This is a genomic window from Tenacibaculum skagerrakense (assembly GCF_004345825.1).
Taxonomy (GTDB): domain Bacteria; phylum Bacteroidota; class Bacteroidia; order Flavobacteriales; family Flavobacteriaceae; genus Polaribacter; species Polaribacter skagerrakensis.
Window position 1 is genome coordinate 1 of record NZ_SLXM01000004.1, and the last position, 23,422, is coordinate 23,422.

The window sequence follows — 23,422 nt, forward strand, 5'->3', positions numbered from 1 at the left end:
GTATTTAGTTATACACCAAATGCGGACTTTAACGGTACGGATTCATTTACTTATACAATTACTGATGCAGATGGTGATACGGATACCGCTACGGTGACGATCACGGTAACTCCAGTTGATGATACGCCAACGGCGAATGATGATACGGCTACAGTTGCTGAGGATGGTAGTGTAAGTATTACGGTAAGCACTAATGATGATATTGGTGGAGATGGTGGTGATGGAGAGGACTACAGCTTATTAGCAGGTCCAACAAACGGTACGGTTACAGAGACGGCAGACGGGGTATTTAGTTATACACCAAATGCGGACTTTAACGGTACGGATTCATTTACTTATACAATCACTGATGCAGATGGCGATACGGATACCGCTACGGTGACGATCACGGTAACTCCAGTTGATGATACGCCAACGGCAAATGATGATACGGCTACAGTTGCTGAGGATGGTAGTGTAAGTATTACAGTAAGCACTAATGATGACATTGGTGGAGATGGTGGTGATGGAGAGGACTACAGCTTATTAGCAGGTCCAACAAACGGAAGCGTTACTGAGACGGCAGACGGGGTATTTAGTTATACACCAAATGCGGACTTTAACGGAACGGATTCATTTACCTATACGATTACTGATGCAGATGGCGATACGGATACCGCTACGGTGACGATCACGGTAACTCCAGTTGATGATACGCCAACGGCGAATGATGATACGGCTACAGTTGCTGAGGATGGAAGTGTAAGTATTACGGTAAGCACTAATGATGATATTGGTGGTGATGGTGGTGATGGAGAGGACTACAGCTTATTAGCAGGTCCAACAAACGGTACGGTAACAGAGACGGCAGACGGGGTATTTAGTTATACACCAAATGCGGACTTTAACGGTACGGATTCATTTACCTATACGATTACTGATGCAGATGGTGATACGGATACCGCTACGGTAACGATCACGGTAACACCTAATGTAGATGCAGTAGACGACACAGCTACGGTAAATGAAGATGGAAGTGTTGATGTTGATGTTACGGCTAATGACAATGATGTTCCAACTGATGGTACGTTAACAGTAGGTACTCCAACAAATGGAACCGTAACAATTGATGATGGAGGTACACCAAATGATCCAAGTGATGATATTGTGACGTATGTTCCGAATCCAGGTTTCAATGGAACGGATACCTTTACGTATACGATTTGTGACAATGCAAGTCCAGCAAACTGTTCAACAGCTACGGTAACGGTAACAGTTGATGCGACACCAGATGCAGTAGACGACACAGCTACGGTAAATGAAGATGGAAGTGTTGATGTTGATGTTACGGCTAATGATAATGATGTTCCAACTGATGGTACCTTAACAGTTGGTACTCCAACAAACGGAACAGTAACAGTTGATGATGGTGGTACACCAAATGATCCAAGTGATGATATTGTGACGTATGTTCCAAATCCAGATTTCAACGGAACGGATACCTTTACATATACGATTTGTGATAATGGGACTCCTGCGAACTGTTCAACAGCTACGGTAACGGTAACAGTTGATGCGACACCAGATGCAGTAGATGACACAGCTACGGTAAATGAAGATGGAAGTGTTGATGTTGATGTAACAGCTAATGACAATGATGTTCCAACCGATGGTACCTTAACAGTAGGTACTCCAACAAATGGTACGGTTACGATTGATGATGGTGGTACACCAAATGATCCAAGTGATGATATTGTGACGTATGTTCCAAATCCAGGTTTCAACGGAACGGATACCTTTACGTATACAATTTGTGACAATGCGAGCCCTGCAAACTGTTCAACAGCTACGGTAACGGTAACAGTTGATGCAACTCCAGATGCAGTAGACGACACAGCTACGGTAAATGAAGATGGAAGTGTTGATGTTGATGTAACAGCTAATGATAATGATGTTCCAACTGATGGTACGTTAACAGTAACGGATCCATCAAACGGAACGGTAACAATTGATGATGGTGGTACACCAAATGATCCAAGTGATGATATTGTGACGTATGTTCCAAATCCAGATTTCAATGGAACGGATACCTTTACGTATACAATTTGTGACAATGCGACTCCTGCAAACTGTTCAACAGCTACGGTAACGGTAACAGTTGATGCGACACCAGATGCAGTAGATGATACCGCGACAGTAGCAGAGGATGGTACGGTTGATGTTGATGTTACGGCTAATGATAATGATGTTCCAACTGATGGTACGTTAACAGTTACAGACCCATCAAATGGTACGGTTACGATTGATGATGGTGGTACACCAAATGATCCAAGTGATGATATTGTGACGTATGTTCCTAATCCAGATTTCAATGGAACGGATACCTTTACGTATACGATTTGTGACAATGCGACTCCTGCGAACTGTTCAACAGCTACGGTAACGGTAACAGTTGATGCGACTCCAGATGCAATAGATGACACAGCTACGGTAAATGAAGATGGAAGTGTTGATGTTGATGTTACGGCTAATGATAATGATGTTCCAACCGATGGTACCTTAACAGTAGGTACTCCAACAAACGGAACGGTAACAATTGATGATGGTGGTACACCAAATGATCCAAGTGATGATATTGTGACGTATGTTCCGAATCCAGATTTCAATGGAACGGATACCTTTACGTATACGATTTGTGACAATGCGAGCCCTGCGAACTGTTCAACAGCTACGGTAACGGTAACAGTTGATGCGACACCAGATGCAGTAGACGACACAGCTACGGTAAATGAAGATGGAAGTGTTGATGTTGATGTTACGGCTAATGATAACGATGTTCCAACTGATGGTACGTTAACAGTAACGGATCCATCAAACGGAACGGTAACAATTGATGATGGAGGTACACCAAATGATCCAAGTGATGATATTGTGACGTATGTTCCAAATCCAGATTTCAATGGAACGGATACCTTTACGTATACAATTTGTGACAATGCGACTCCTGCAAACTGTTCAACAGCTACGGTAACGGTAACAGTTGATGCAACTCCAGATGCAGTAGACGACACAGCTACGGTAAATGAAGATGGAAGTGTTGATGTTGATGTTACGGCTAATGATAATGATGTTCCAACTGATGGTACGTTAACAGTTACAGACCCATCAAATGGTACGGTTACGATTGATGATGGTGGTACACCAAATGATCCAAGTGATGATATTGTGACGTATGTTCCAAATCCAGATTTCAATGGAACGGATACCTTTACGTATACGATTTGTGATAATGAGACTCCAGCAAACTGTTCAACAGCTACGGTAACGGTAACAGTTGATGCTACACCAGATGCAGTAGATGATACCGCGACAGTAGCAGAGGATGGTACGGTTGATATTGATGTAACAGCTAATGATAATGATGTTCCGAATGATGGTACTTTAACAGTTACAGACCCATCAAATGGTACGGTTACGATTGATGATGGTGGTACACCAAATGATCCAAGTGATGATGTAGTGACGTATGTTCCGAATCCAGATTTCAATGGAACGGATACCTTTACGTATACGATTTGTGACAATGCGAGCCCTGCGAACTGTTCAACAGCTACGGTAACGGTAACAGTTGATGCGACACCAGATGCAGTAGACGACACAGCTACGGTAAATGAAGATGGAAGTGTTGATGTTGATGTTACGGCTAATGATAACGATGTTCCAACTGATGGTACGTTAACAGTAACGGATCCATCAAACGGAACGGTAACAATTGATGATGGAGGTACACCAAATGATCCAAGTGATGATATTGTGACGTATGTTCCTAATCCAGATTTCAATGGAACGGATACCTTTACGTATACGATTTGTGACAATGCAAGTCCTGCAAACTGTTCAACGGCTACGGTAACAGTAACAGTTACACCAGTTGATGAAGTGCCAGTAACGAATGATGACACTGCAACAGTAGCAGAGGATGGTACGGTTGATATTGATGTAACAGCTAATGATAATGATGTTCCGAATGATGGTACTTTAACAGTTACAGACCCATCAAATGGTACGGTAACAGTTGATGATGGCGGTACACCAAATGATCCAAGTGATGATATTGTGACGTATGTTCCAAATCCAGATTTCAACGGAACGGATACCTTTACGTATACAATTTGTGACAACGCGAGTCCTGCCAACTGTTCAACAGCTACAGTAATTATTACGGTAATAGCTACACCAGATGCAGTAGATGATACAGCAACAACAAATTCAGGAGAAGATGTTGATATAGATGTAACAGCAAATGATAATGATGTTCCAACGGATGGTACGTTAACAGTTACAGATCCAAATGATGGTACAGTAACAATTGATGATGGAGGTACACCAAATGATCCAAGTGATGATGTTATTACGTATACACCAAATGATGGATTCACAGGAACAGATACATTTACTTATACAATTTGTGATAACTTAGTACCGCAAAACTGTAGCACAGCAACAGTAGTTATTAATGTAATATCTACAGATACTTGCTTGTCACCATATAATTTAATGTCTCCGGGAGACGGTAATGACGATAACCAATTCTTTTTTATACCTTGTATAGACAATCCTGAATATATAAATAACACAGTGGAGATATTCAATAGATGGGGTAATACGGTATTTAAAATAAAAGGCTATAGTAATGTAGATTCTTCGAAGAGATTTGAAGGAATTTCAAACGGAAGAGTAACAATTAGTGTAGATCAAAAATTACCTGTAGGAACGTATTATTACGTCATAGACCCTGGTAATGGAGAAAAACCTGTAACAGGATGGCTATACATTAATAAGTAAAAAAAATTGGTGAGTTTATGTTTATTATGAAAAAAATATTGATTTGTAAATTGTTTACATTACTGTTGTTTTTTACAATAACAGTAATGTTCTCACAACAAGATCCACAATATACTCAGTACATGTACAATACAATGAGTGTAAATCCGGCATACGCTGGATCAAATGATCATACTGTTATAACAGCATTAGGAAGAACACAATGGGTTGGGCTAGACGGAGCTCCTGATTCTCAAACCTTAAGTTATGATACTCCTATTGGATATACTGGAGTAGGTTTAGGAATTAATTTAACTAATGATCAAATTGGTCCAGCCAGTGAAATTTACTTAGACGCTAATATTTCCTATACTATTAGAACTGGAAATGAAGGTAATTTAGCATTCGGTTTAAAGTTAGGAGGTAGACATTTAGCAATTGATTGGAGTAAAGGAACCGTAAGACAACAAGAGCGAATATTCGAAGGAAATATTAGTAGATTTTTACCAACTATTGGTGCAGGTATCTATTTTTATAAGAGGAATTGGTATATTGGCGCGTCAATTCCAAACTTTTTAAGAACAGATCATTATGATGATACTGTGGCTACTACAAGTTTTGGAGATGGAGATTTAGCTCAAGAAAGATTACACTTTTTTGGTATTGCAGGATATGTGTTTGATTTAAATGAGACCACAAAATTTAAACCTGCAGCATTGGTTAAAGTGGTAAGTGGAGCACCATTATCAATTGATGTTTCAGCTAATTTTTTATTTAATGAGAAATTTATGGCTGGGTTGGCTTGGAGATGGGATGATTCTATTAGTGCTTTATTAGGCTTTCAAGCAACCAAAAGTTTAAACATAGGCTTTGCTTACGATTTGACAACGTCAAATTATAGCAATTATAATTCGGGAACATATGAGATTATGTTGCGTTGGGATATATACAGAGAACGAGTGCTAAAATCACCAAGGTTCTTCTAAATTTAAATTATTTTTTTCATGAGAAAAATAGTACTATTTTATTTTTTAATACTTAGTTTTTCAGTGTTTTCGCAAAGAAGATATGCGGCAGATCGTTATTTTAAAGAATTTGCCTACAAAAAGTCTGCTGAACTCTACAAAGTAATTTATGATAAAGGAGATGAATCTATGTTAGTAATAGGTAGGTTAGGAGATGCAAATTATTACAACGCTAATACAAAAGAAGCAGAGAAATGGTATCGTTTGTTGTTTGAAAAATATAAAGACGAAGTTTCTTCTGAATACATGTTCAGGTATGCTCAAGCTTTAAAAAGTAATGGAAAAGTTGAGGAATCCGATAAATGGTTGCGTAAACTAAAAGATATCAATAAAGCAGATTCTAGAGCATTAGCATTAGAGAAAAATCTAAATTATTTTGTTGAATATTCTAATAAGAAAAAAACATTTGTTAGTATTCAAAATCTAAACATTAATACCAAGTATTCAGATTTTGGAAGTTTTATTTATAAAGACGAACTTTATTTTGCATCCACTAAACCAGAAGGCTCTAAATTTGATAAAAAATTGTATAAATGGAATGAACAACCTTTCCTTAACATTTACAAAGCTCCTGCTAATTTTAGTAACGACATAGAAAAAGGATTACAAGTCAATGATTCTGAGAGGGTATCTTCTTTAAATACACGTTATCATGAGTCTAATGCTATTTTAACAAGCGATGGTAAAACCATGTATTTTACACGAGATAATTACGATGGCGATAAATTAGAAGGAGACAAGAATAGAGTTACTCATCTAAAAATTTATAAAGCAACTTTAGCAGATGGTAATTGGAATAATATAGAGGAATTACCGTTTAATAGTAACGAATATTCATGTGGACACCCTGCGTTAAGCGCAGATGAAAAAACATTATATTTCGTGTCTGACATGTCTGGTGGTATTGGTGCTACAGATATATATAAAGTAGCAATTAATGACAATGGAAGTTATGGAAAGGTTTTCAATCTTGGTAGACCTATTAATACTGAAGGTAGAGAAATGTTTCCTACTATTGATATAGACAATACCCTATATTTTGCTTCTGATGGTCATTTAGGCTTAGGCGCTTTAGATGTTTTTGAGGCTAAATATAGCAATGAAGAATATACAAACCCTGTTAATTTAGGGAGTCCAATTAATGGCCCTATGGATGATTTTAGTTTTGTAATCAGTGAAGATAAATCGTTTGGTTTTTTTTCATCAAATAGAAAAGGAGGAAAAGGAGATGATGATATTTATAGTTTTGTGATTTATAGATGTAAAGAAGATATTGGAGGCTATGTAACCGATTCAAAAACAGGGAATCCTATTTCTGGTGCCGTAGTGCGATTAATTGATGAAAATGGAAACCCAATTAGCGAGCAAACTACCCAATCAGATGGTAAGTATGTTTTCAAGGACATTGAATGTGAAAACAATTTTACAGTTTCAGCTTCAAAAGATGATTACAGAAACGATGAAAAAAATGCAGTAACCGAAGATGTTGACAAAAAAGAGATTAAAACCGATTTAGAGTTAGAATCATTAATTGTAGAGGCGAAAGATTCTGAATCACAAATTGTAATTAGGCCTATTTATTTTGACTTCGATTTATACACTATTCGTGAAGATGCAGAGTATGAGTTAGAACATATTGTGTCAGTAATGAAAAATCATCCGGAAATGATAATTCGTATCGAATCTCATACAGATAGCAGAGGAACTAGAGAATACAATAGGTGGTTGTCCGATAAAAGAGCAAAATCAACTAGAGATTATATAATTTCAAGAGGAATTGCTTCCGAAAGAATACAAAGTGCCGTAGGTTTTGGAGAGGATAGGTTATTGAATAATTGTAGAAATACTAGTGCAACAAAATGTACAGAAGAAGAACATCAAAAAAACAGAAGATCATATTTTTACATAGTTAATTCAGCAAACAAAAATATAGTTGTAAATCAAGCAGAAAAACTAGAAGATAATACAACTTCTAATAACGATTACTATATCGTATCCGATTCATCAGATACACTTTTCAATATCGCTAAAAGATTTGGTGTTACAGTTGAAAAATTAAAAGAGTTAAATGGTTTAAAAAATGATGTGATAATTGTCGGTCAAAAAATTAAATTAAAATAAAAAGCCAATTAATTATATAATTTCTAAAAAGTGCCTCTTTAGGCACTTTTTTGTTGGCTCAAATCGAAGGATTCCAATAAAATATGTAATTTCGCGAATTCACTATATAGAACGATAAAATGAGTAAGAGTTTTACTGAATACAAAGGATTAGACTTACCAAAAGTAGCAGAAGAAATCTTAAACTATTGGGAAGAAAATAACATCTTTGAAAAAAGTGTAACAACACGAGAAGGAAATGAGCCATTCGTATTTTTTGAAGGACCACCTTCTGCAAACGGATTGCCAGGAATTCACCACGTAATGGCACGTTCTATTAAAGATATTTTTTGTCGTTATAAAACGCAAAAAGGATATCAAGTTAAGCGAAAAGCAGGTTGGGACACACACGGTTTACCTGTTGAGCTTGGTGTAGAAAAAGAATTAGGAATTACAAAAGAAGATATCGGTTCTAAAATTACTGTTGAAGAGTATAACGAAGCGTGTAAAAAAGCCGTAATGCGTTACACAGATATTTGGAACAGTTTAACACACAAAATGGGATATTGGGTTGATATGAACGATCCGTATATCACATACAAATCAAAATACATGGAATCTGTTTGGTGGTTACTAAAGCAGATTTATGATAAAGATTTGTTATACAAAGGTTACACTATCCAGCCGTATTCACCAAAAGCAGGTACAGGTTTAAGTTCGCACGAGTTAAACCAACCAGGAACCTATCAAGATGTAACAGATACAACAGTCGTTGCTCAGTTCAAAGCTTTAGAGGAAACCTTACCAGATTTCCTTCAAAATGAAGGTGATATTCACTTTTTAGCATGGACAACAACGCCTTGGACATTGCCAAGTAATACTGCCTTAACTGTTGGTCCAAAAATCGAGTATGTTTTAGTTGAAACATATAATCAATACACTTTTCAACCTATAAATGTTGTATTGGCTAAAAACTTGGTAAGTAAACAGTTCGCAGGCAAAAAATTCAATCAAGTAGAAGATAAATCCGAGTTGTTATCGTATAAAGATGGTGATAAAGTAATTCCGTATTTCATTGTAAAAGAATTTATTGGAGCTGATTTAGTTGGAATCAAATATGAACAACTAATCGACTATGTATTACCTTATGAAAATGCAGAAAATGCATTTAGAGTAATTTCTGGTGATTTCGTAACCACAGAAGATGGTACAGGTATTGTTCATACCGCGCCAACTTTTGGTGCAGACGATGCTTTGGTTGCTAAACAAGCAACTCCAGAAGTTCCACCAATGTTAGTCTTAGATGAGAACGGGAATCCTGTTCCATTGGTAGATTTACAAGGTAAGTTCCGACCAGAATTAAAAGAATTCGCAGGAAAGTATGTAAAGAACGAATATTATACAGATGGTGAAGCTCCTGAGAAGTCGGTTGATGTTGAATTAGCTATCAAACTTAAAACAGAAAACAAGGCTTTTAAAGTAGAGAAGTATGTGCACAGTTATCCAAACTGTTGGCGTACCGATAAGCCTATTTTATATTATCCATTAGATTCTTGGTTCATTAAAGTAACTGATATCAAGGATAGAATGTTCGATTTGAATGAAACCATTAACTGGAAGCCAAAATCAACTGGTGAAGGACGTTTTGGAAACTGGTTAAAGAATGCAAACGATTGGAACTTATCTCGTTCACGTTTCTGGGGAATTCCATTGCCAATATGGAGAACCGAAGATGGAACTGAGCAAATTTGCATTGGTTCTATGGAAGAGCTGAAATCTGAAATAGCAAAATCTGTAGAGGCTGGAGTTATTAAGTCTGATATTTTTGCTGATTTTGAAGTAGGAAACATGTCGGAAGAGAACTACGAAAAAGTAGATCTTCATAAAAATGTAGTTGATAAAATTGTATTAGTTTCTTCTTCTGGAAAACCAATGCGTCGTGAAAGCGATTTAATTGATGTATGGTTTGATTCTGGATCAATGCCGTATGCTCAGTGGCATTATCCTTTTGAAAATAAGGAATTAATAGACAATCATAAAAGTTACCCAGCTAACTTTATCGCTGAAGGTGTCGATCAAACACGTGGTTGGTTCTATACATTACATGCAATTGGTACCATGGTGTTTGACTCTGTAGCTTATAAAAATGTTGTGTCTAATGGTTTAGTATTAGATAAAAACGGGCAAAAAATGTCTAAGCGTTTAGGAAATGCTGTAGATCCATTTACAACGCTAGCAGATTACGGTCCGGATGCAACTCGTTGGTACATGATTTCTAATGCAAATCCTTGGGATAACTTAAAGTTTGATATCGAGGGGATTGAAGAAGTAAAGCGTAAGTTCTTCGGAACCTTATATAACACGTATTCATTCTTTAGTTTATATGCTAATATCGATGAGTTTACTTATAGTGAAGCTGATATTCCATTAAATGAGCGACCAGAAATAGATCGTTGGATTTTATCTGAGTTAAATACATTGGTTGATAAAGTTGATAAGTTTTATGCAGATTACGAACCAACAAGAGCTACAAGAGCAATCTCAGATTTTGTTCAAGATCATTTAAGTAACTGGTATGTACGTTTATGTAGAAGACGTTTCTGGAAAGGTGAATATGCACAAGATAAAATTTCTGCATACCAAACATTGTACACATGTATGGTAACTGTTGCTAAATTAGGTGCGCCAGTTGCACCATTCTTCATGGATCGTTTGTATAAAGATTTAAATGCAGCAACCCAAAAAGAAGCTTTTGAAAGTGTTCATTTAGCAGAGTTCCCAACGTATGATGCAGCTATTATAGATAAGTCGTTAGAGCGTAAAATGGAAAATGCACAAACTATTTCTTCTTTAGTATTATCATTAAGAGCTAAAGAAAAAATTAAGGTGCGTCAGCCATTACAAAAAATTATGATACCAGTATTAGATGATACTCAGAAAGAGGAGATTATAGCTGTATCATCATTAATAAAATCAGAAGTAAACGTTAAAGAAATTGAGTTATTAGACGATGCATCTGGTATGTTAGTAAAACAAATCAAACCTAATTTTAAAGCCTTAGGACCTAAATTTGGAAAAGACATGAAATTAGTTTCTTCTGAAATTCAGTCTTTTACCCAAGAGCAGATCAATCAGATAGAAAAAGAAGGTGAAATTTCTATAGAAATTAGCGGAAAAAGTATTACTTTAGGAACGGAAGATGTAGAAATTTCGTCGAAGGATATTGAGGGTTGGTTAGTAGCAAATGCAGAGGGAATTACTGTGGCTTTAGATGTTACAATCACAGAAGATTTACGAAAAGAAGGAATCGCAAGAGAATTAGTGAATAGAATTCAAAACGCCCGTAAAGACTCAGGTTTTGAAGTAACAGATAAAATCAAACTTACTTTCCTAAATTTTGCAGAGCTCCAACAATCGGTTCTTGCGAACGAAAGCTACATTAAAACTGAAACATTAACCAACGAGTTGGTTTTTGTAGATACGTTAGATCATGGTACAGAAATTGAATTCGATACCATAAAAAGTAAAATGTTAATCGAAAAAGCTTAGTAGTATGGCAGAAGATGTTAAAGTAAGGTATTCAGACTCTGATTTACAAGAGTTTAAAGAAATTATTCTTAAAAAGATGCAAAGAGCGGAAGAAGATCTCGAGTTATTAAGGTCTTCATATAAAAATGGATCTGACAATGGTACAGATGATACCTCTCCAACTTTTAAATCTTTTGAAGAAGGAACAGATACCATGGCTAAAGAAGCGAATATGCAATTAGCAATTCGTCAAGAGAAGTTTATTAGAGATTTGAAGAACGCATTAATTCGTATCGAAAATAAAACCTATGGTGTATGTAGAGTAACTGGTAAATTAATTCAAAAAGAACGTTTAAAATTAGTTCCACATGCTACACTTAGCATCGAAGCTAAAAGAAAACAATAAATCTTAAAACTCCCTTTTGGGAGTTTTTTTATGCCTCATTGATATTGTATTTCTATTTTTCTCTAGAAGTATACTATCAAACAACCTTTCAAAATGTGAAAAACAGTTAAATATTCCTATAATATTGTAACAGTTTGTAACTTTCGCTCACTTATTACCTATATTTTAAATTATATAAGAAATGAATATACATAAATTAACAGCCGTTGCAGCTGGTTTGTTGTTGGTGGGCTGTAATGCTACAAAATCGGTTACCAACGATTTTGCTACTACCAATCCTATTGAAACACAATTAGACTTAACGAAAGTAGAAAATGATAAAGTTCCAGTAGTTATTAATCCAGGTCGTTTCAGAACAGAAAAAGTAACGTATAGATTACCAAGAGTTGTTCAAGGAACTTATTCGGTTAGTGATTTTGGAAAATATGTTGACAATTTCCAAGCATTAGATTATAGTGGAAACCCGTTGCAAGTAACTAAAGTAGATACCAATACTTGGGAAATTTCAAATGCTGTTAATTTAGATAAAGTAACTTATTTAGTTAATGATACTTTTGATCAAGAAGAAGTAGGAGGAATCGGAACTGAAGAAGTACCTTTTTCACCTTCCGGGACCAATATTGAAGAAACCAACTATGTATTAAACTTACATGGTTTTATAGGGTATTTTGATTCTTTAAAAAATAACCAATACAAATTAGATGTGGTTGCGCCATCTAAATTTCTTAGAACTTCAGCTTTACAAGAACTTTCTACTAAAACAAGTGATGATGGTCAAACGATAACGTCAAGCTATTTTGCGCCACGTTATTTCGATATTACAGATAATCCAATGTTTTATGGAGAGTTAGATGTTGAGGAATTTAAAGTAGGAGATATTAAGATTGTTCTTAGTGTATATTCGCCAACAAAAAAGCACTCAGCTACTAAGATTAAAGCAGTAATGGAAAAAATGATGCAAGCTCAAAAAGCATATTTGGGAAGTATCAATAGTACACCTCGTTACGATATTTATTTATACTTAGCTGGAAATAATGAAACAGCACCTAAAGGTTTTGGAGCTTTAGAGCACCATACATCTACAGTAGTTGTTTTACCAGAATTTATGAATGACGAGCAATTAGCTGAATCTATGATTGATGTAGTTTCTCATGAGTTTTTTCATATTGTAACACCTTTAAGTGTGCATTCTGAAGATGTACATTATTTTGATTATAATCAACCTACATTCTCTAAGCACTTATGGATGTACGAAGGTGTAACTGAATATTTTGCAACCTTATTTCAAGTGAACAAAGACTTAGTAAGTCAAGAAGAGTTTTTCACTAAAATAATGGAAAAGATAAATAGTGCTGCAAGAATGAATGATTCGATGAGTTTTACTAAAATGAGTGAAAACATTTTAGAAAAAGAATACCACGATCAATATATCAATGTTTATCAAAAAGGAGCATTAATAGGAATGTGTATTGATATTTTAATGCGTGAAGAAAGTAATGGTCAAAGAGGTATTTTAACTTTAATGAAAGAATTATCAAATAAGTATGGTAAAAACAAGCCATTCTCAGATGATGCATTAATTGCTGAAATTACTAAAATGACGTATCCTTCTGTTGGTGAATTTTTAAATACTCACGTAGTAGGAGGTACTCCAATAGATTATAATACCTTCTTTGAAAAAGTTGGAATGGCTATTTCTGAAGATAAAGTAAAAACGAATTATATTCAAGGTAATGGAGTGTTTATTGTAAGTCCAGATGTAAATACTGGAAACATTATCTTCAACGAAGTTGTTAAATTGAATAGTTATTGGACAGAAAGTGGAGTTTTACCTAACGATATTATCAAAGAGATTAATGGAGTAAAATTATCACCTCAAAATGCGAATACGGTTTTTCAAGGAGTTTTTAGATGGCAACCAGGAGAAAATGTTGAAGTTAAGTTAGAGCGAGATGGTAAAGAAATCATCATTAAAAATACCTTAACACAAGCTTATACCATAGGAAAAGCGTTACAACCAAAAGCTGATGCAACTCAACAACAAAAAGAGTTATTAAAGGCTTGGTTAAAAGGATAAACTGTTTTTTAGTTAAAACATATAAAATCAATAAAAAATGAGACTAATTTATTAGTCTCATTTTTTATTAAAACGAATACGGTTAAAACATTAAGATGTTTTTAGTTGATAATTACGAATGCAAAAAACAACTGAACCAAGTGTAAGAATACAGATTGTTAATTTAATTGGTAAAAAGTTGTTTTGACTTAAAGCTCCGAAATAATCCATAAAAGGAATTTTATTAATATTAATATACGTGATCATAAAAAATACAATTTCAAATAACTTTTTCCCTTTTGTTATTATTCCGAAAGCAGCTGCTAAAAAGACTAGAAAAATTCCTCCAAGAATTATTGAACTTAATGCTATAAAATTCGATACTAAGATTAATCTTGCCAATAAAGGAATAGCTAAGAAAATAAGCAATATACTACTCGCCAAAAGTTGAGAAATTAACAACCTATGTAAAGGTTTAAAAGAAGCAAAAGCAAAATAGTGTACTTTGTTAGTAAATTCTTTTGTAGTTAACTCTGATATTCTGCTTACTTGTGAAAACCAAAGAATTGGTAACACAAATTGATGTGCAATTTCTAAAGGTAATATTGCTAAAAGTAACATTCCTATTGTGTTTATAAACCAAAACCATTTTTCCCCTTTTCTTATCAGTAATAATAATTCGGTTTTAAGTAATGGTAGAATAGAGAAATTCGTAGTTAGTTTGGACAATCCTGAGATATAAATTTCCTTATTTGTTATTCCTGTTTTAATTGCAATTTTTGGTGTTTTTTGAACAGATTTCTCGTTAAGGGAAAACCTGTGAAAGAAACCTGTAATAAGAAAAATGAGTAATGCTCCTAAAGTTACCCATAGTATTCTACTAATTACAAATGAGTATGGAAATTCCATTCCATTAAAATGAAACTTTTTCGTAGCATTTTTATTCCCAATTACATATCCTATGGATAATTCTTTGATGCGATCTCCTTGAGTCAATTCTCTAACCTGATTTTCCATTTTATTCATTACTATTTGAGTACCGAGCATATCAAATGAAAAATAATCTTCACGAGTTCTTGATGACAACATTAAAAAAGAGAATAAGAAGAAAAACCCAATATTTTGAAGTATGATATACTTTCTAAAAAAAACTTCAAAAGCAACCGCTAAAACAGCAATACAAAACAATGTTGGAATGGTAATTATTAAATAGGGTTTTATAAACTGAAAAATTTCAAAAGGAAAGTTCTCATTGTACAAATGAAATAAAGCGATATTCATAATAAGTACTATACCAAGAATAGTTAATAATATCAAAAATCCACTTATAACTTTTGAAAATAGATACGTACTATTGTTCACTTTTGTAGTGGCAATAATTTGTCCAACCTTAGTTTGTATGTCGATTTTAATTCCACCATTAATAAGATAAAAACCAACTAATGATAAAAATAAACTGCTCATAATTGCTGAAACGTATCCAAACCAAGCAGAATTATAATGGCCAACATAATCTACAATTCTTATTGTTGAATAATTAGCATCTGGTGCTGGAACAAATGTATAAGCTACTGCTAAACTTGCACAAAGTGTAATTAAGAAATTATAATTACGAACACGTTGTAAATAGCTATATTTTATTAAAGGAAAAATATACATAGTGATAAGATTTAGTGCGCGTCATATACTCCAAAGTGAATAGTGTCTGAAGAAATAATTAAAGCCGTTAATAGTGAAATCGCAATGATTAAAAAAAGTATAATCTGTAAGGTTTTTTTGTTCGATGTTTTCATGATTAAGATGTTTTAGTGGTGTATAAATATGCGTCTTCTAAAGTTGGTTGTTGTGCTAAAGCTCCATCTGGTTGTTGTTGACTAATAAATCTGACAATAGCTGAATTGCCTTTTATTAAAGAGTGTACTACTAAATGATTTTGCTTAAATTCATTTAAAGTGTTTTTATCAATTGTAGTTTCAAAAACTTTCCCTTTTACGTTATTAATTAATTCTTCTTGATCTCCATAAGCAAGTAAATTTCCATTTTTCATAATGGCAACTTTATCAGCCACAGTATCTATATCTGAAACAATATGCGAAGACAGTATAACAATAGCATCATTAGCTAATTGATGAATAAGATCTCGGAATCTCATACGTTCTTCTGGATCTAAACCAACGGTAGGTTCGTCAAAAATTAAAACTTTTGGATCATTCAATAAAGCTTGAGCAATTCCTATACGTTGTTTCATACCTCCAGAATAACTACCAATGGGTTTATGAGCTGTATCCATTAAATTTAAACCTTCTAAAAGCTCTGTTATTTTAGAATTTAAATGCTTACCACCAACTCCTTTCATTGCCGCCATATACTTTAAAAATTCAAAGGCATTTAAGTTGGGATATACTCCAAAATCCTGAGGTAAAAAACCAATCTGTTTACGCATGTAATTAGGATCTTTTATTACGTTGTTTTTATTTAAAATAATTTGTCCATTACTTGGTTTACTTACAGTTGCAATCATCTTTAATAAAGTAGATTTTCCCGCTCCATTTGGCCCTAATAATCCTAAAATTCCTTTTTCAATGTTTATTGAAAAACCCTCTAAACCATATTTATTTCCAGAGTATCTTTTAGATACATTTTGTATTTCAAGTTTCATGATTTTTTAAGATTTTATACGTTTAATAGTAGTTTCTAATCCATTTTGTCTAAATATTAACTCGTTTGGTTTTTCATGATTTACTTCTAACTCTACACCAAAACCACCATTGTATAATTTGCCGACTTCTTTACTTATTAAAATGACTTCAGCACCTTGAGCAGAAAAATATAAATGATTGTTTTTCTCTAAAATTTCCATATTTATTTTCATTCCATGTGAATCAAATAGATATTTTCCTATTACAGCTTTAAAATCAGAAGTTATATTATTATTGAAGGTTATATTGGTTGTTTCTCCATTTATAAAGTTGAAAAGTTCTTCTTTAAGCATTTTATTAAAAGGAATAAAACGAGCGTTACTAAACACTAATATTAAATTCTGATTTTCTGGGTTGTAGTATTCTCTAAAAGAATATCCAATATTATTTCCGCCATGACCTATATAACCGTTATTAAACTTCATGATTCCTAAACCATAATCGGCATCATCAAAGGAAGTGAATAGTTCTAAAGATTCTTTTGAAAGCAATGTTTTATGCTGAAATAAATGATTATAAAATTTTGTAATATCGTTTAAAGTAGAAGCAACACTACCTGCAGCATATGCGTATTTAGCAAAAAAACGATAATCTAAATAAGACGACACATCTTGTTGTTTATGTATAGGAGTTGCAAGATTTTTAAGTTTCTTTGAAACATACGGATAAGAAGTGGTCATATCACAAGGTGTAAATATTCTCTCCTGTAGTAAATCGAAAAAACTTTTATCGTTCACCTTTTCTAAGATATGCCCTAATAAAATATAGTTTGTATTACAGTAACTAAACTTCCCATTTTTTTTTGGATTGTTCTCTGGAATCTTATTTAAAAAATCTGAATTGTAGAAACTATCATTTTTATTGTAAAACTCCTTTTCGAAATTTCCACCAACAATTTCTCCTAAACCACTTCTATGGCTTAGTAATGATTTAATAGTTAAACTTGCATCAACATTTTTTATATCCTGTAGATAAGTGCCAATAGAATCAGATAGTTTTAAAGTTCCATTTTCAACTTCTTGAAGTATTAAAATAGCAGTCATTTTTTTGGTAGCACTTCCTATATTAAAAACAGTATGCTCATTAAAATTGTATTTGCCAATATTAGCAACAGTTGCTTTACCATTTTGTTGAACCAAAATAGCAATACCTTGATTTAATTCTTCAAGATAAGGATTGTATTTTTCTAGTTGCGATTGTAAATTTTGTGTATAACCTATAAGGCTAATTCCTAAGAAAATAAAAAATAATATTGATTTAATATATTTCATAATTGTTTGATTTTTAAATGAACACTTCAAAAGTCAATCAAAAACTCAGGTTTAAAAAAGAAGAATGATGAACGTATTTGTAAAAATGATTTTATGGAGTTAGTACGATAATCATTGTAATAAGTAGATTCAGATAGAAAAGAATATCTTTCATCATTAAAAAATGTATTTTTTAAGTGTAATAGGTAAGTTTGTAGTAACTATTTTAAATAAATGAGAATGTCTAAATTAGATGCCTTGATAGATAATAGGTTGTTACAAAACATATTTGTATGGTTAATTCTGTTTATCATTTTAATTGGTGGAATTCAATCAGAAAATAGAATTCAAACAGCTCTTTACGTAACTTTATTTTTACTACCGTCTATTTATATTACTAATTATTTTATTCTTCCTTTTTTTCAAAAAAGTAAAACTTTATTTTTCATACTTTTTTTATTAAGTGGAACACTATTTACTTTAATACCAGTTTATGCTATTAGTAAAGCAATAAATCAACCGTTAGATTTAAAAATGTTTTTGAACCTTTTTGGGTTTATATTATTGGCAATGATTTTTGGAATGACTATTCGTATTGCAAGAGATAGTTTTAAACGCAGGCAAGAGGTAAAAGAAGCCGAATTGAAATTATTGAAAGGACAATTAAATCCTCATTTTTTATTTAATACCTTGAATAACTTGTATGGTTTATCAGTAATTAAATCGGATAAATTACCAAATCTGATGCTAAAATTATCTGATTTATTGCGTTATAGTCTTTATGAGACTAGAGAATCCTTTGTTTCTTTAAAAAAGGAAATAAGTTATTTAGAAAATTATATTTCTTTAGAAAAATTGAGATTGGAAGAGCAAGCAGATATTTCATTTTCAATTTCTGGAGAATTAAATGATAAGGAATTAGCACCAATGCTGTTAATTGTTTTTGTTGAAAATGCATTCAAACATTTGGGACCTACCAAAGGAGAAAAAAGTACAGTGAATATAGATATTAAGACTACCGAAAACACGTTAGTATTTAAATGTGAAAATTCTTTTGACACTTACAATAATAAGGAGGAAAATATGGAAAAAGGAAAAAGTGGAATAGGATTAGTAAATGTAAAAAAAAGATTAGCTTTAATTTATCCAGAGGCACATAGTTTAAAAATAAAAAAAACAAATGATGTTTTTTCAGTTGATTTAAAACTTTCGATATAAAATGGAAAAGATAAGATGTTTAATAGCAGATGATGAGCCAATTGCACGTCAAATTATAGAGAATTATATTAAACATATTTCGTATTTAGAAGTAGTAACTACTTGCAAAAATGCTTTTGAAGTTATGGAAGTGTTGCAGAATGAGCAAATAGATTTATTATTCTTGGATATTAACATGCCAAAGTTTTCTGGAATAAGTTTGTTAAAATCACTGACTAAAAAACCAGAAGTTATTATTACAACTGCTTATACGGAATATGCTATAGAAGGTTTTGAACTTGCAGTGACAGATTACTTATTGAAACCATTTTCGTTAGAGAGGTTTTTACAAGCAATAATTAAAGTTCAACAGAAACTAAAGAGAACTTCAGTTAGCAATACACAACCAATAATTGTAAATAAAGAAAATGAAATTAATTCATTATTCATAAAGAGCGATAAGAAAATTATTAAGTTGAATTTTGATGAAATCTGCTATGTAGAGGCTTATGGAAACTATATAAAAATTTATACAGACACCATGATTTTAACACCTCAAACACTAACCGAGTTTCTCACAAAACTTCCAAAGAACTTTTTAAGAATACATAAATCATTTGTCATTAATTTTAATCATCTAAAACTTATAGATGGAAATCAAGTAAAGTTAAGTAATGAGTTAACATTACCAGTAGGGAAATCTTATCGTAAAGAATTGATAAAACAAATAGAAGAATAGGAAATAGAATAAAGATATTAAAAGATTAAATTAGGATTTTATAAACTATCTTGTCAAAAAATATTCGGTCTAAAAAGATAATTTTTCATTAGTAATTTCAAAGCATTTCTAATTCGATAGAATATTCTTATTTTTGTTGCTTTTAAATCAAATAAATGTCAAAGAAAAATATTGCAATTCTTACCGTTATACTAGCCATTTTAATAGACCAAATTAGTAAAATATACATTAAGACTCATTTTTATTTAGGAGAAGAGATTAAAGTATTAGGCATGGATTGGTTTCGTATTCACTTCACTGAAAACAACGGAATGGCATGGGGATTTGAGTTTGGAGGTAAAGCAGGAAAGCTGTTTTTAACGTTATTTAGGTTAGTTGCTGTATCAGGTATTGTGTATTGGTTGGCACAAACAGTAAAAAATAAAATTCATAACGGAGTAGTTATTGCAATTTCTTTAATATTAGCGGGTGCTATCGGAAATATTATAGATTCTGTTTTTTATGGAGTTATTTTTAATACACCTGGGGGTAGAGAAGTAGCTACTTTGTTTTCTGATGAGCCTTATGGGAAGTTTTTCTTCGGAAAAGTTGTAGACATGCTGTATTTTCCAATTTATCAAGGAGAGAGTTTTACTTTTTTCAATGCTATTTTTAATGGCGCCGATAGTTGGATAAGCATTGGAGTTGCACTTTTATTCATTTTTCACAAACAAGCTTTTCCTAAGAAACAGGAAGCGTAACATATTCTTCAAACTATTTTTTTAGTACCTTTCAAACAAAAAGATGATACGATTTATAAAATATCTTGCTGTTTTTTTGTTAGGTTTTTTAATTGCTAAGTTTTGGTGCGATAGGCAACAACCTAAATACCAAACAGAAGAAGTTAAGGTAATGGTAAATGAAATCAAAAACTTAAGCAAGTTGGTAGTTTCACAAGGAAATTATTCTGAAATGTATAGTTTTTCAGATACTCGAAAATATTTCTTTGATTATTTACAATTTCAAAAAAAGGCAATTGTATCTGTTAATGCAAAAGTAGAGGTGGGGTATGATTTATCTAAATTAGATATTCAAATAGATAGTTTGAATAGAGAAATCATTATCAATAAAGTACCTGAGGAAGAAGTTATAATTTCACCTGATGTTAAGTACTTCGATTTAAAGCAGAGTCAATTTAATACTTTTTCTAAAGAAGAACTGAATACAGTTAACGCTAAAGCCATTGAAAGAATAAAAGAAACCATAGAGTTAACTAACCAAAAAAAAGAGGCTAAAACACGCTTATTTGAAGAATTATCTAAAATATACCAATTATCTAAAATTTATAATTGGAAGGTGGTAGATAATACCGAACAACATTTAATTGAAATAAATTTTTTTAAGGATTAATGTGGTAGTTTTTTACTCAACAGACCATAAAGAAAAGCACCAATTAAAGCGCCAAACAATAAGATAAGTATCGAGAATACACCATTTCCAATTAATATAAAAATTGGGGCAGGACACGACCCTGCTAAAGCCCATCCTAAACCAAAGATGGTTCCTCCGACTAAAGTTCTGATATATTCTTTTTTGCGAGTTTTAAGTTTTATAGGTTTTCCTTTGTAATTTTTGATAAATCCGCGTTTAAAGAGAAACGTAAAAATCATTGAGAAGAATACCGCAGAACCAATAATTCCATACATATGAAATGATTGAAATTTAAACATTTCATAAATGCGATACCAAGAAATTGCTTCAGACTTAGACAGTATGATACCAAATAAAATTCCGATAAGTAAAAATCGTACGTACTTCATATTAACTAAATAGTAAAGGGAATATCAACCAAATCATTATTAAACCACCAATAAAAAAACCGATTACAGCAACTAAAGAAGGTAATTGTAAATTACTCAAACCAGTAATTGCATGACCAGATGTACATCCATCTGCATAACGAGTACCAAATCCAATTAAAATTCCAGCCACAATAAGTAATAAAAAACCTTTTACAGATAAGATAGTATCTAGGCTAAATAACTCTTCTGGTACATAGGTGTTTTTTTGATATTCAAATCCTAGTGCTTGTAAATCTTCTATAGTTTTTGGGTTTATAGTGTCAATACCGTAAGGAGTTAAAAATGTATTACTAATAAAACCTCCAATAATTAATCCAGTTAAAAAAAACAAAGCCCAATCACGTTTTCTCCAATTTTTTTTAAAGTAATCTGAAAACTTATCTGCACCAGCTATGGTACATAAGGTTTCTAAATTACTAGAAACACCAAAATGTTTTCCGTAGTAGAAAAACAAGAAAAGTATTACCGAAATTAAAGGTCCAGATACATACCAAGGCCAAGGTTGTAAAAGTATATCCATTATTGAAGTTGTTCTTTTATATATGCCATTATAGTCGGTGTTGCACCAACATTATTACTAATAAATGTTTTACTTGTTGTTCCCATTTCACCTCTTAGTAGCTCATTATTTTTTAGGTCTACTAAAAGAGTATTTAAATCAAGTTGATCTAAAATAGTTTTCGCTCCTCCATGTTCAATAAGTTCAACTGCTTCATTAAATTTTTGATATTTATTTCCGCCAAATATAACAGGGACACCAAAAGTAGCAGGTTCTAAAATATTATGTAAACCAGTAGCTAATCCTCCACCAACATAAGCGACGTTTGCGTAAGAATATATTTTAGTGAGTAAACCTATAGTATCAACAATAAATACTTGGTACTGTTTTAGGTTTACATTGTTTCTTTCTGAGTATAAAATCGTTTTTTTAAGAATAGACTTTCGTAACGCATCAATCGTTTCATCAGTTATTTTGTGTGGAGCAATAATGAATTTTTCTTCCTCTGATGCTAATTGATTTATATAATTAACTAACAATTCTTCGTCTTCTTTCCAGGTACTTCCTGCAACAATTGTATAAGTATTATCTTTAAAATCTTCAATAAAATCAACTGTGTTATCTTGATGTAGTATTTTATAAACTCTATCAAATCTAGTATCTCCTGAAACGGTTACATTATTAAAATTAAATTGATTTAGTAGTGATTTTGAAGTTTCATTTTGCACAAAAAAATGATTAAAACTAGATAAGAAACTACGCATCCATTTTCCATACGATCTAAAAAAGACTTGATTTTCTCTAAAAATACCAGATACTAATATTGTTTTCGTTTTTGTTCTGTGAAGTTGATTTAACAAGTTTGGCCAAAATTCGTATTTCACAATAATGGCTATATCTGGATGAGCTAGCTTGATAAAACGCTTCACATTTTTAGAAGTATCAAAAGGTAAATAACAAACTACATCTGCTAAATCGTAATTCTTTCTTATTTCATAACCAGAAGGAGAGAAGAAGGTAACAAGTATTTTATAGTTAGGGTACATCTTCTTAAACTCTTCTATAATTGGTCGCCCTTGTTCAAATTCACCTAAAGAAGCAGCATGAATCCAAAATACCTTGTATTCTTTTCTTAGGGCTTTTAAAGCATTAAATGTTTCTTTTCGTCCATCAATAAACAACTTCAATTTAGGATTGAACTTTGCTATTATTTTAATGACAAAATAAACGATATGAATTATGAAATTATAGATGAAAATCATGGGGCAAAATTATAAATA

17 protein-coding genes are annotated in these 23,422 nt (G+C 32.5%); 10 read left to right on the forward strand and 7 right to left on the reverse strand.

Going from position 1 to position 23,422, the window contains the following annotated elements; translation table 11 throughout:
• The 6 genes from EV195_RS07670 to EV195_RS07695 all read left to right on the forward strand — a co-directional run.
• A partial coding sequence (locus EV195_RS07670) for an Ig-like domain-containing protein (protein WP_132794360.1) occupies positions 1 to 4,824 on the forward strand: 4,824 nt, incomplete at its 5' end.
• Between the two features lie 26 nt (positions 4,825 to 4,850).
• Entirely contained in the window at positions 4,851 to 5,789 is a 939-nt protein-coding gene (locus EV195_RS07675) for a PorP/SprF family type IX secretion system membrane protein (protein ID WP_262708528.1), read from the forward strand.
• An 18-nt stretch (positions 5,790 to 5,807) separates the two neighbouring features.
• Positions 5,808 to 7,949: an OmpA family protein gene (locus EV195_RS07680; protein ID WP_132794362.1), complete on the forward strand. Its 2,142-nt coding sequence runs from the start codon at positions 5,808 to 5,810 to the stop codon at positions 7,947 to 7,949.
• Between the two features lie 119 nt (positions 7,950 to 8,068).
• A complete protein-coding gene (gene ileS / locus EV195_RS07685; RefSeq protein WP_132794363.1) occupies positions 8,069 to 11,476 on the forward strand; it encodes an isoleucine--tRNA ligase in 3,408 nt (1,135 codons plus the stop codon).
• Positions 11,477 to 11,480: 4 nt separating this feature from the next.
• Positions 11,481 to 11,861, forward strand: coding sequence for a TraR/DksA family transcriptional regulator (locus tag EV195_RS07690; RefSeq protein WP_132794364.1), 381 nt, complete (start codon positions 11,481 to 11,483; stop codon positions 11,859 to 11,861).
• Positions 11,862 to 12,042: 181 nt separating this feature from the next.
• The gene (locus EV195_RS07695; RefSeq protein ID WP_132794365.1) at positions 12,043 to 13,938 is read left to right on the forward strand and encodes a M61 family metallopeptidase; all 1,896 of its coding nucleotides are present in this window, start codon (positions 12,043 to 12,045) and stop codon (positions 13,936 to 13,938) included.
• Between the two features lie 90 nt (positions 13,939 to 14,028).
• Here the strand turns inward: EV195_RS07695 and EV195_RS07700 are convergent, their stop codons facing one another.
• The 4 genes from EV195_RS07700 to EV195_RS07710 are packed head-to-tail and all read right to left on the reverse strand — an operon-like array spanning position 14,029 to position 17,887.
• Positions 14,029 to 15,576, reverse strand: coding sequence for an ABC transporter permease (locus tag EV195_RS07700; protein ID WP_243693092.1), 1,548 nt, complete (start codon positions 15,574 to 15,576; stop codon positions 14,029 to 14,031).
• 11 nt (positions 15,577 to 15,587) lie between these two features.
• A complete protein-coding gene (locus EV195_RS16895) occupies positions 15,588 to 15,710 on the reverse strand; it encodes a hypothetical protein (RefSeq protein ID WP_262708529.1) in 123 nt (40 codons plus the stop codon).
• Positions 15,711 to 15,712: 2 nt separating this feature from the next.
• Positions 15,713 to 16,576 (reverse strand): ABC transporter ATP-binding protein, encoded by an 864-nt coding sequence (locus EV195_RS07705; RefSeq protein ID WP_132794367.1) that lies wholly within the window; start codon positions 16,574 to 16,576, stop codon positions 15,713 to 15,715.
• Positions 16,577 to 16,582: 6 nt separating this feature from the next.
• Positions 16,583 to 17,887 (reverse strand): serine hydrolase domain-containing protein, encoded by a 1,305-nt coding sequence (locus tag EV195_RS07710; protein ID WP_132794368.1) that lies wholly within the window; start codon positions 17,885 to 17,887, stop codon positions 16,583 to 16,585.
• 219 nt (positions 17,888 to 18,106) lie between these two features.
• Here EV195_RS07710 and EV195_RS07715 point away from each other — a divergent pair, with 219 nt between their 5' ends.
• The 4 genes from EV195_RS07715 (at position 18,107) to EV195_RS07730 (ending at position 21,191) form a co-directional block, all read left to right on the forward strand.
• Positions 18,107 to 19,084, forward strand: a complete 978-nt coding sequence (locus EV195_RS07715) for a sensor histidine kinase (RefSeq protein ID WP_132794369.1) — start codon at positions 18,107 to 18,109, stop codon at positions 19,082 to 19,084.
• Position 19,085: 1 nt separating this feature from the next.
• Positions 19,086 to 19,802, forward strand: coding sequence for a LytR/AlgR family response regulator transcription factor (locus EV195_RS07720; protein WP_132794370.1), 717 nt, complete (start codon positions 19,086 to 19,088; stop codon positions 19,800 to 19,802).
• A 155-nt stretch (positions 19,803 to 19,957) separates the two neighbouring features.
• Positions 19,958 to 20,542, forward strand: coding sequence for a lipoprotein signal peptidase (locus tag EV195_RS07725; RefSeq protein WP_132794371.1), 585 nt, complete (start codon positions 19,958 to 19,960; stop codon positions 20,540 to 20,542).
• A 43-nt stretch (positions 20,543 to 20,585) separates the two neighbouring features.
• The gene (locus tag EV195_RS07730) at positions 20,586 to 21,191 is read left to right on the forward strand and encodes a DUF4230 domain-containing protein (RefSeq protein ID WP_132794372.1); all 606 of its coding nucleotides are present in this window, start codon (positions 20,586 to 20,588) and stop codon (positions 21,189 to 21,191) included.
• Here EV195_RS07730 and EV195_RS07735 read toward each other — a convergent pair.
• The 3 genes from EV195_RS07735 to EV195_RS07745 are packed head-to-tail and all read right to left on the reverse strand — an operon-like array spanning position 21,188 to position 23,404.
• Positions 21,188 to 21,601, reverse strand: a complete 414-nt coding sequence (locus EV195_RS07735) for a DUF6691 family protein (protein WP_132794373.1) — start codon at positions 21,599 to 21,601, stop codon at positions 21,188 to 21,190. The genes EV195_RS07730 and EV195_RS07735 overlap by 4 nt on opposite strands.
• Position 21,602: 1 nt before the next feature.
• Positions 21,603 to 22,163: a YeeE/YedE family protein gene (locus EV195_RS07740; RefSeq protein ID WP_132794374.1), complete on the reverse strand. Its 561-nt coding sequence runs from the start codon at positions 22,161 to 22,163 to the stop codon at positions 21,603 to 21,605.
• Positions 22,163 to 23,404 carry a 3-deoxy-D-manno-octulosonic acid transferase gene (locus EV195_RS07745; RefSeq protein ID WP_132794375.1) on the reverse strand — a complete coding sequence of 414 codons (1,242 nt, stop codon included), beginning with the start codon at positions 23,402 to 23,404 and terminating at the stop codon, positions 22,163 to 22,165. The genes EV195_RS07740 and EV195_RS07745 overlap by 1 nt, the downstream gene beginning before the upstream one ends.
• Positions 23,405 to 23,422 lie beyond the last annotated feature (18 nt).

Bases quoted from the DNA above. Each gene is read 5' to 3' on its own strand.
- EV195_RS07675 (WP_262708528.1), top strand. From the start codon at position 4,851: ATGAAAAAAATATTGATTTGTAAATTGTTTACATTACTGTTGTTTTTT.
- EV195_RS07680 (WP_132794362.1), top strand. From the start codon at position 5,808: ATGAGAAAAATAGTACTATTTTATTTTTTAATACTTAGTTTTTCAGTG.
- ileS (WP_132794363.1), top strand. From the start codon at position 8,069: ATGAGTAAGAGTTTTACTGAATACAAAGGATTAGACTTACCAAAAGTA.
- EV195_RS07690 (WP_132794364.1), top strand. From the start codon at position 11,481: ATGGCAGAAGATGTTAAAGTAAGGTATTCAGACTCTGATTTACAAGAG.
- EV195_RS07695 (WP_132794365.1), top strand. From the start codon at position 12,043: ATGAATATACATAAATTAACAGCCGTTGCAGCTGGTTTGTTGTTGGTG.
- EV195_RS07700 (WP_243693092.1), bottom strand. From the start codon at position 15,576: ATGTATATTTTTCCTTTAATAAAATATAGCTATTTACAACGTGTTCGT.
- EV195_RS16895 (WP_262708529.1), bottom strand. From the start codon at position 15,710: ATGAAAACATCGAACAAAAAAACCTTACAGATTATACTTTTTTTAATC.
- EV195_RS07705 (WP_132794367.1), bottom strand. From the start codon at position 16,576: ATGAAACTTGAAATACAAAATGTATCTAAAAGATACTCTGGAAATAAA.
- EV195_RS07710 (WP_132794368.1), bottom strand. From the start codon at position 17,887: ATGAAATATATTAAATCAATATTATTTTTTATTTTCTTAGGAATTAGC.
- EV195_RS07715 (WP_132794369.1), top strand. From the start codon at position 18,107: ATGTCTAAATTAGATGCCTTGATAGATAATAGGTTGTTACAAAACATA.
- EV195_RS07720 (WP_132794370.1), top strand. From the start codon at position 19,086: ATGGAAAAGATAAGATGTTTAATAGCAGATGATGAGCCAATTGCACGT.
- EV195_RS07725 (WP_132794371.1), top strand. From the start codon at position 19,958: ATGTCAAAGAAAAATATTGCAATTCTTACCGTTATACTAGCCATTTTA.
- EV195_RS07730 (WP_132794372.1), top strand. From the start codon at position 20,586: ATGATACGATTTATAAAATATCTTGCTGTTTTTTTGTTAGGTTTTTTA.
- EV195_RS07735 (WP_132794373.1), bottom strand. From the start codon at position 21,601: ATGAAGTACGTACGATTTTTACTTATCGGAATTTTATTTGGTATCATA.
- EV195_RS07740 (WP_132794374.1), bottom strand. From the start codon at position 22,163: ATGGATATACTTTTACAACCTTGGCCTTGGTATGTATCTGGACCTTTA.
- EV195_RS07745 (WP_132794375.1), bottom strand. From the start codon at position 23,404: ATGATTTTCATCTATAATTTCATAATTCATATCGTTTATTTTGTCATT.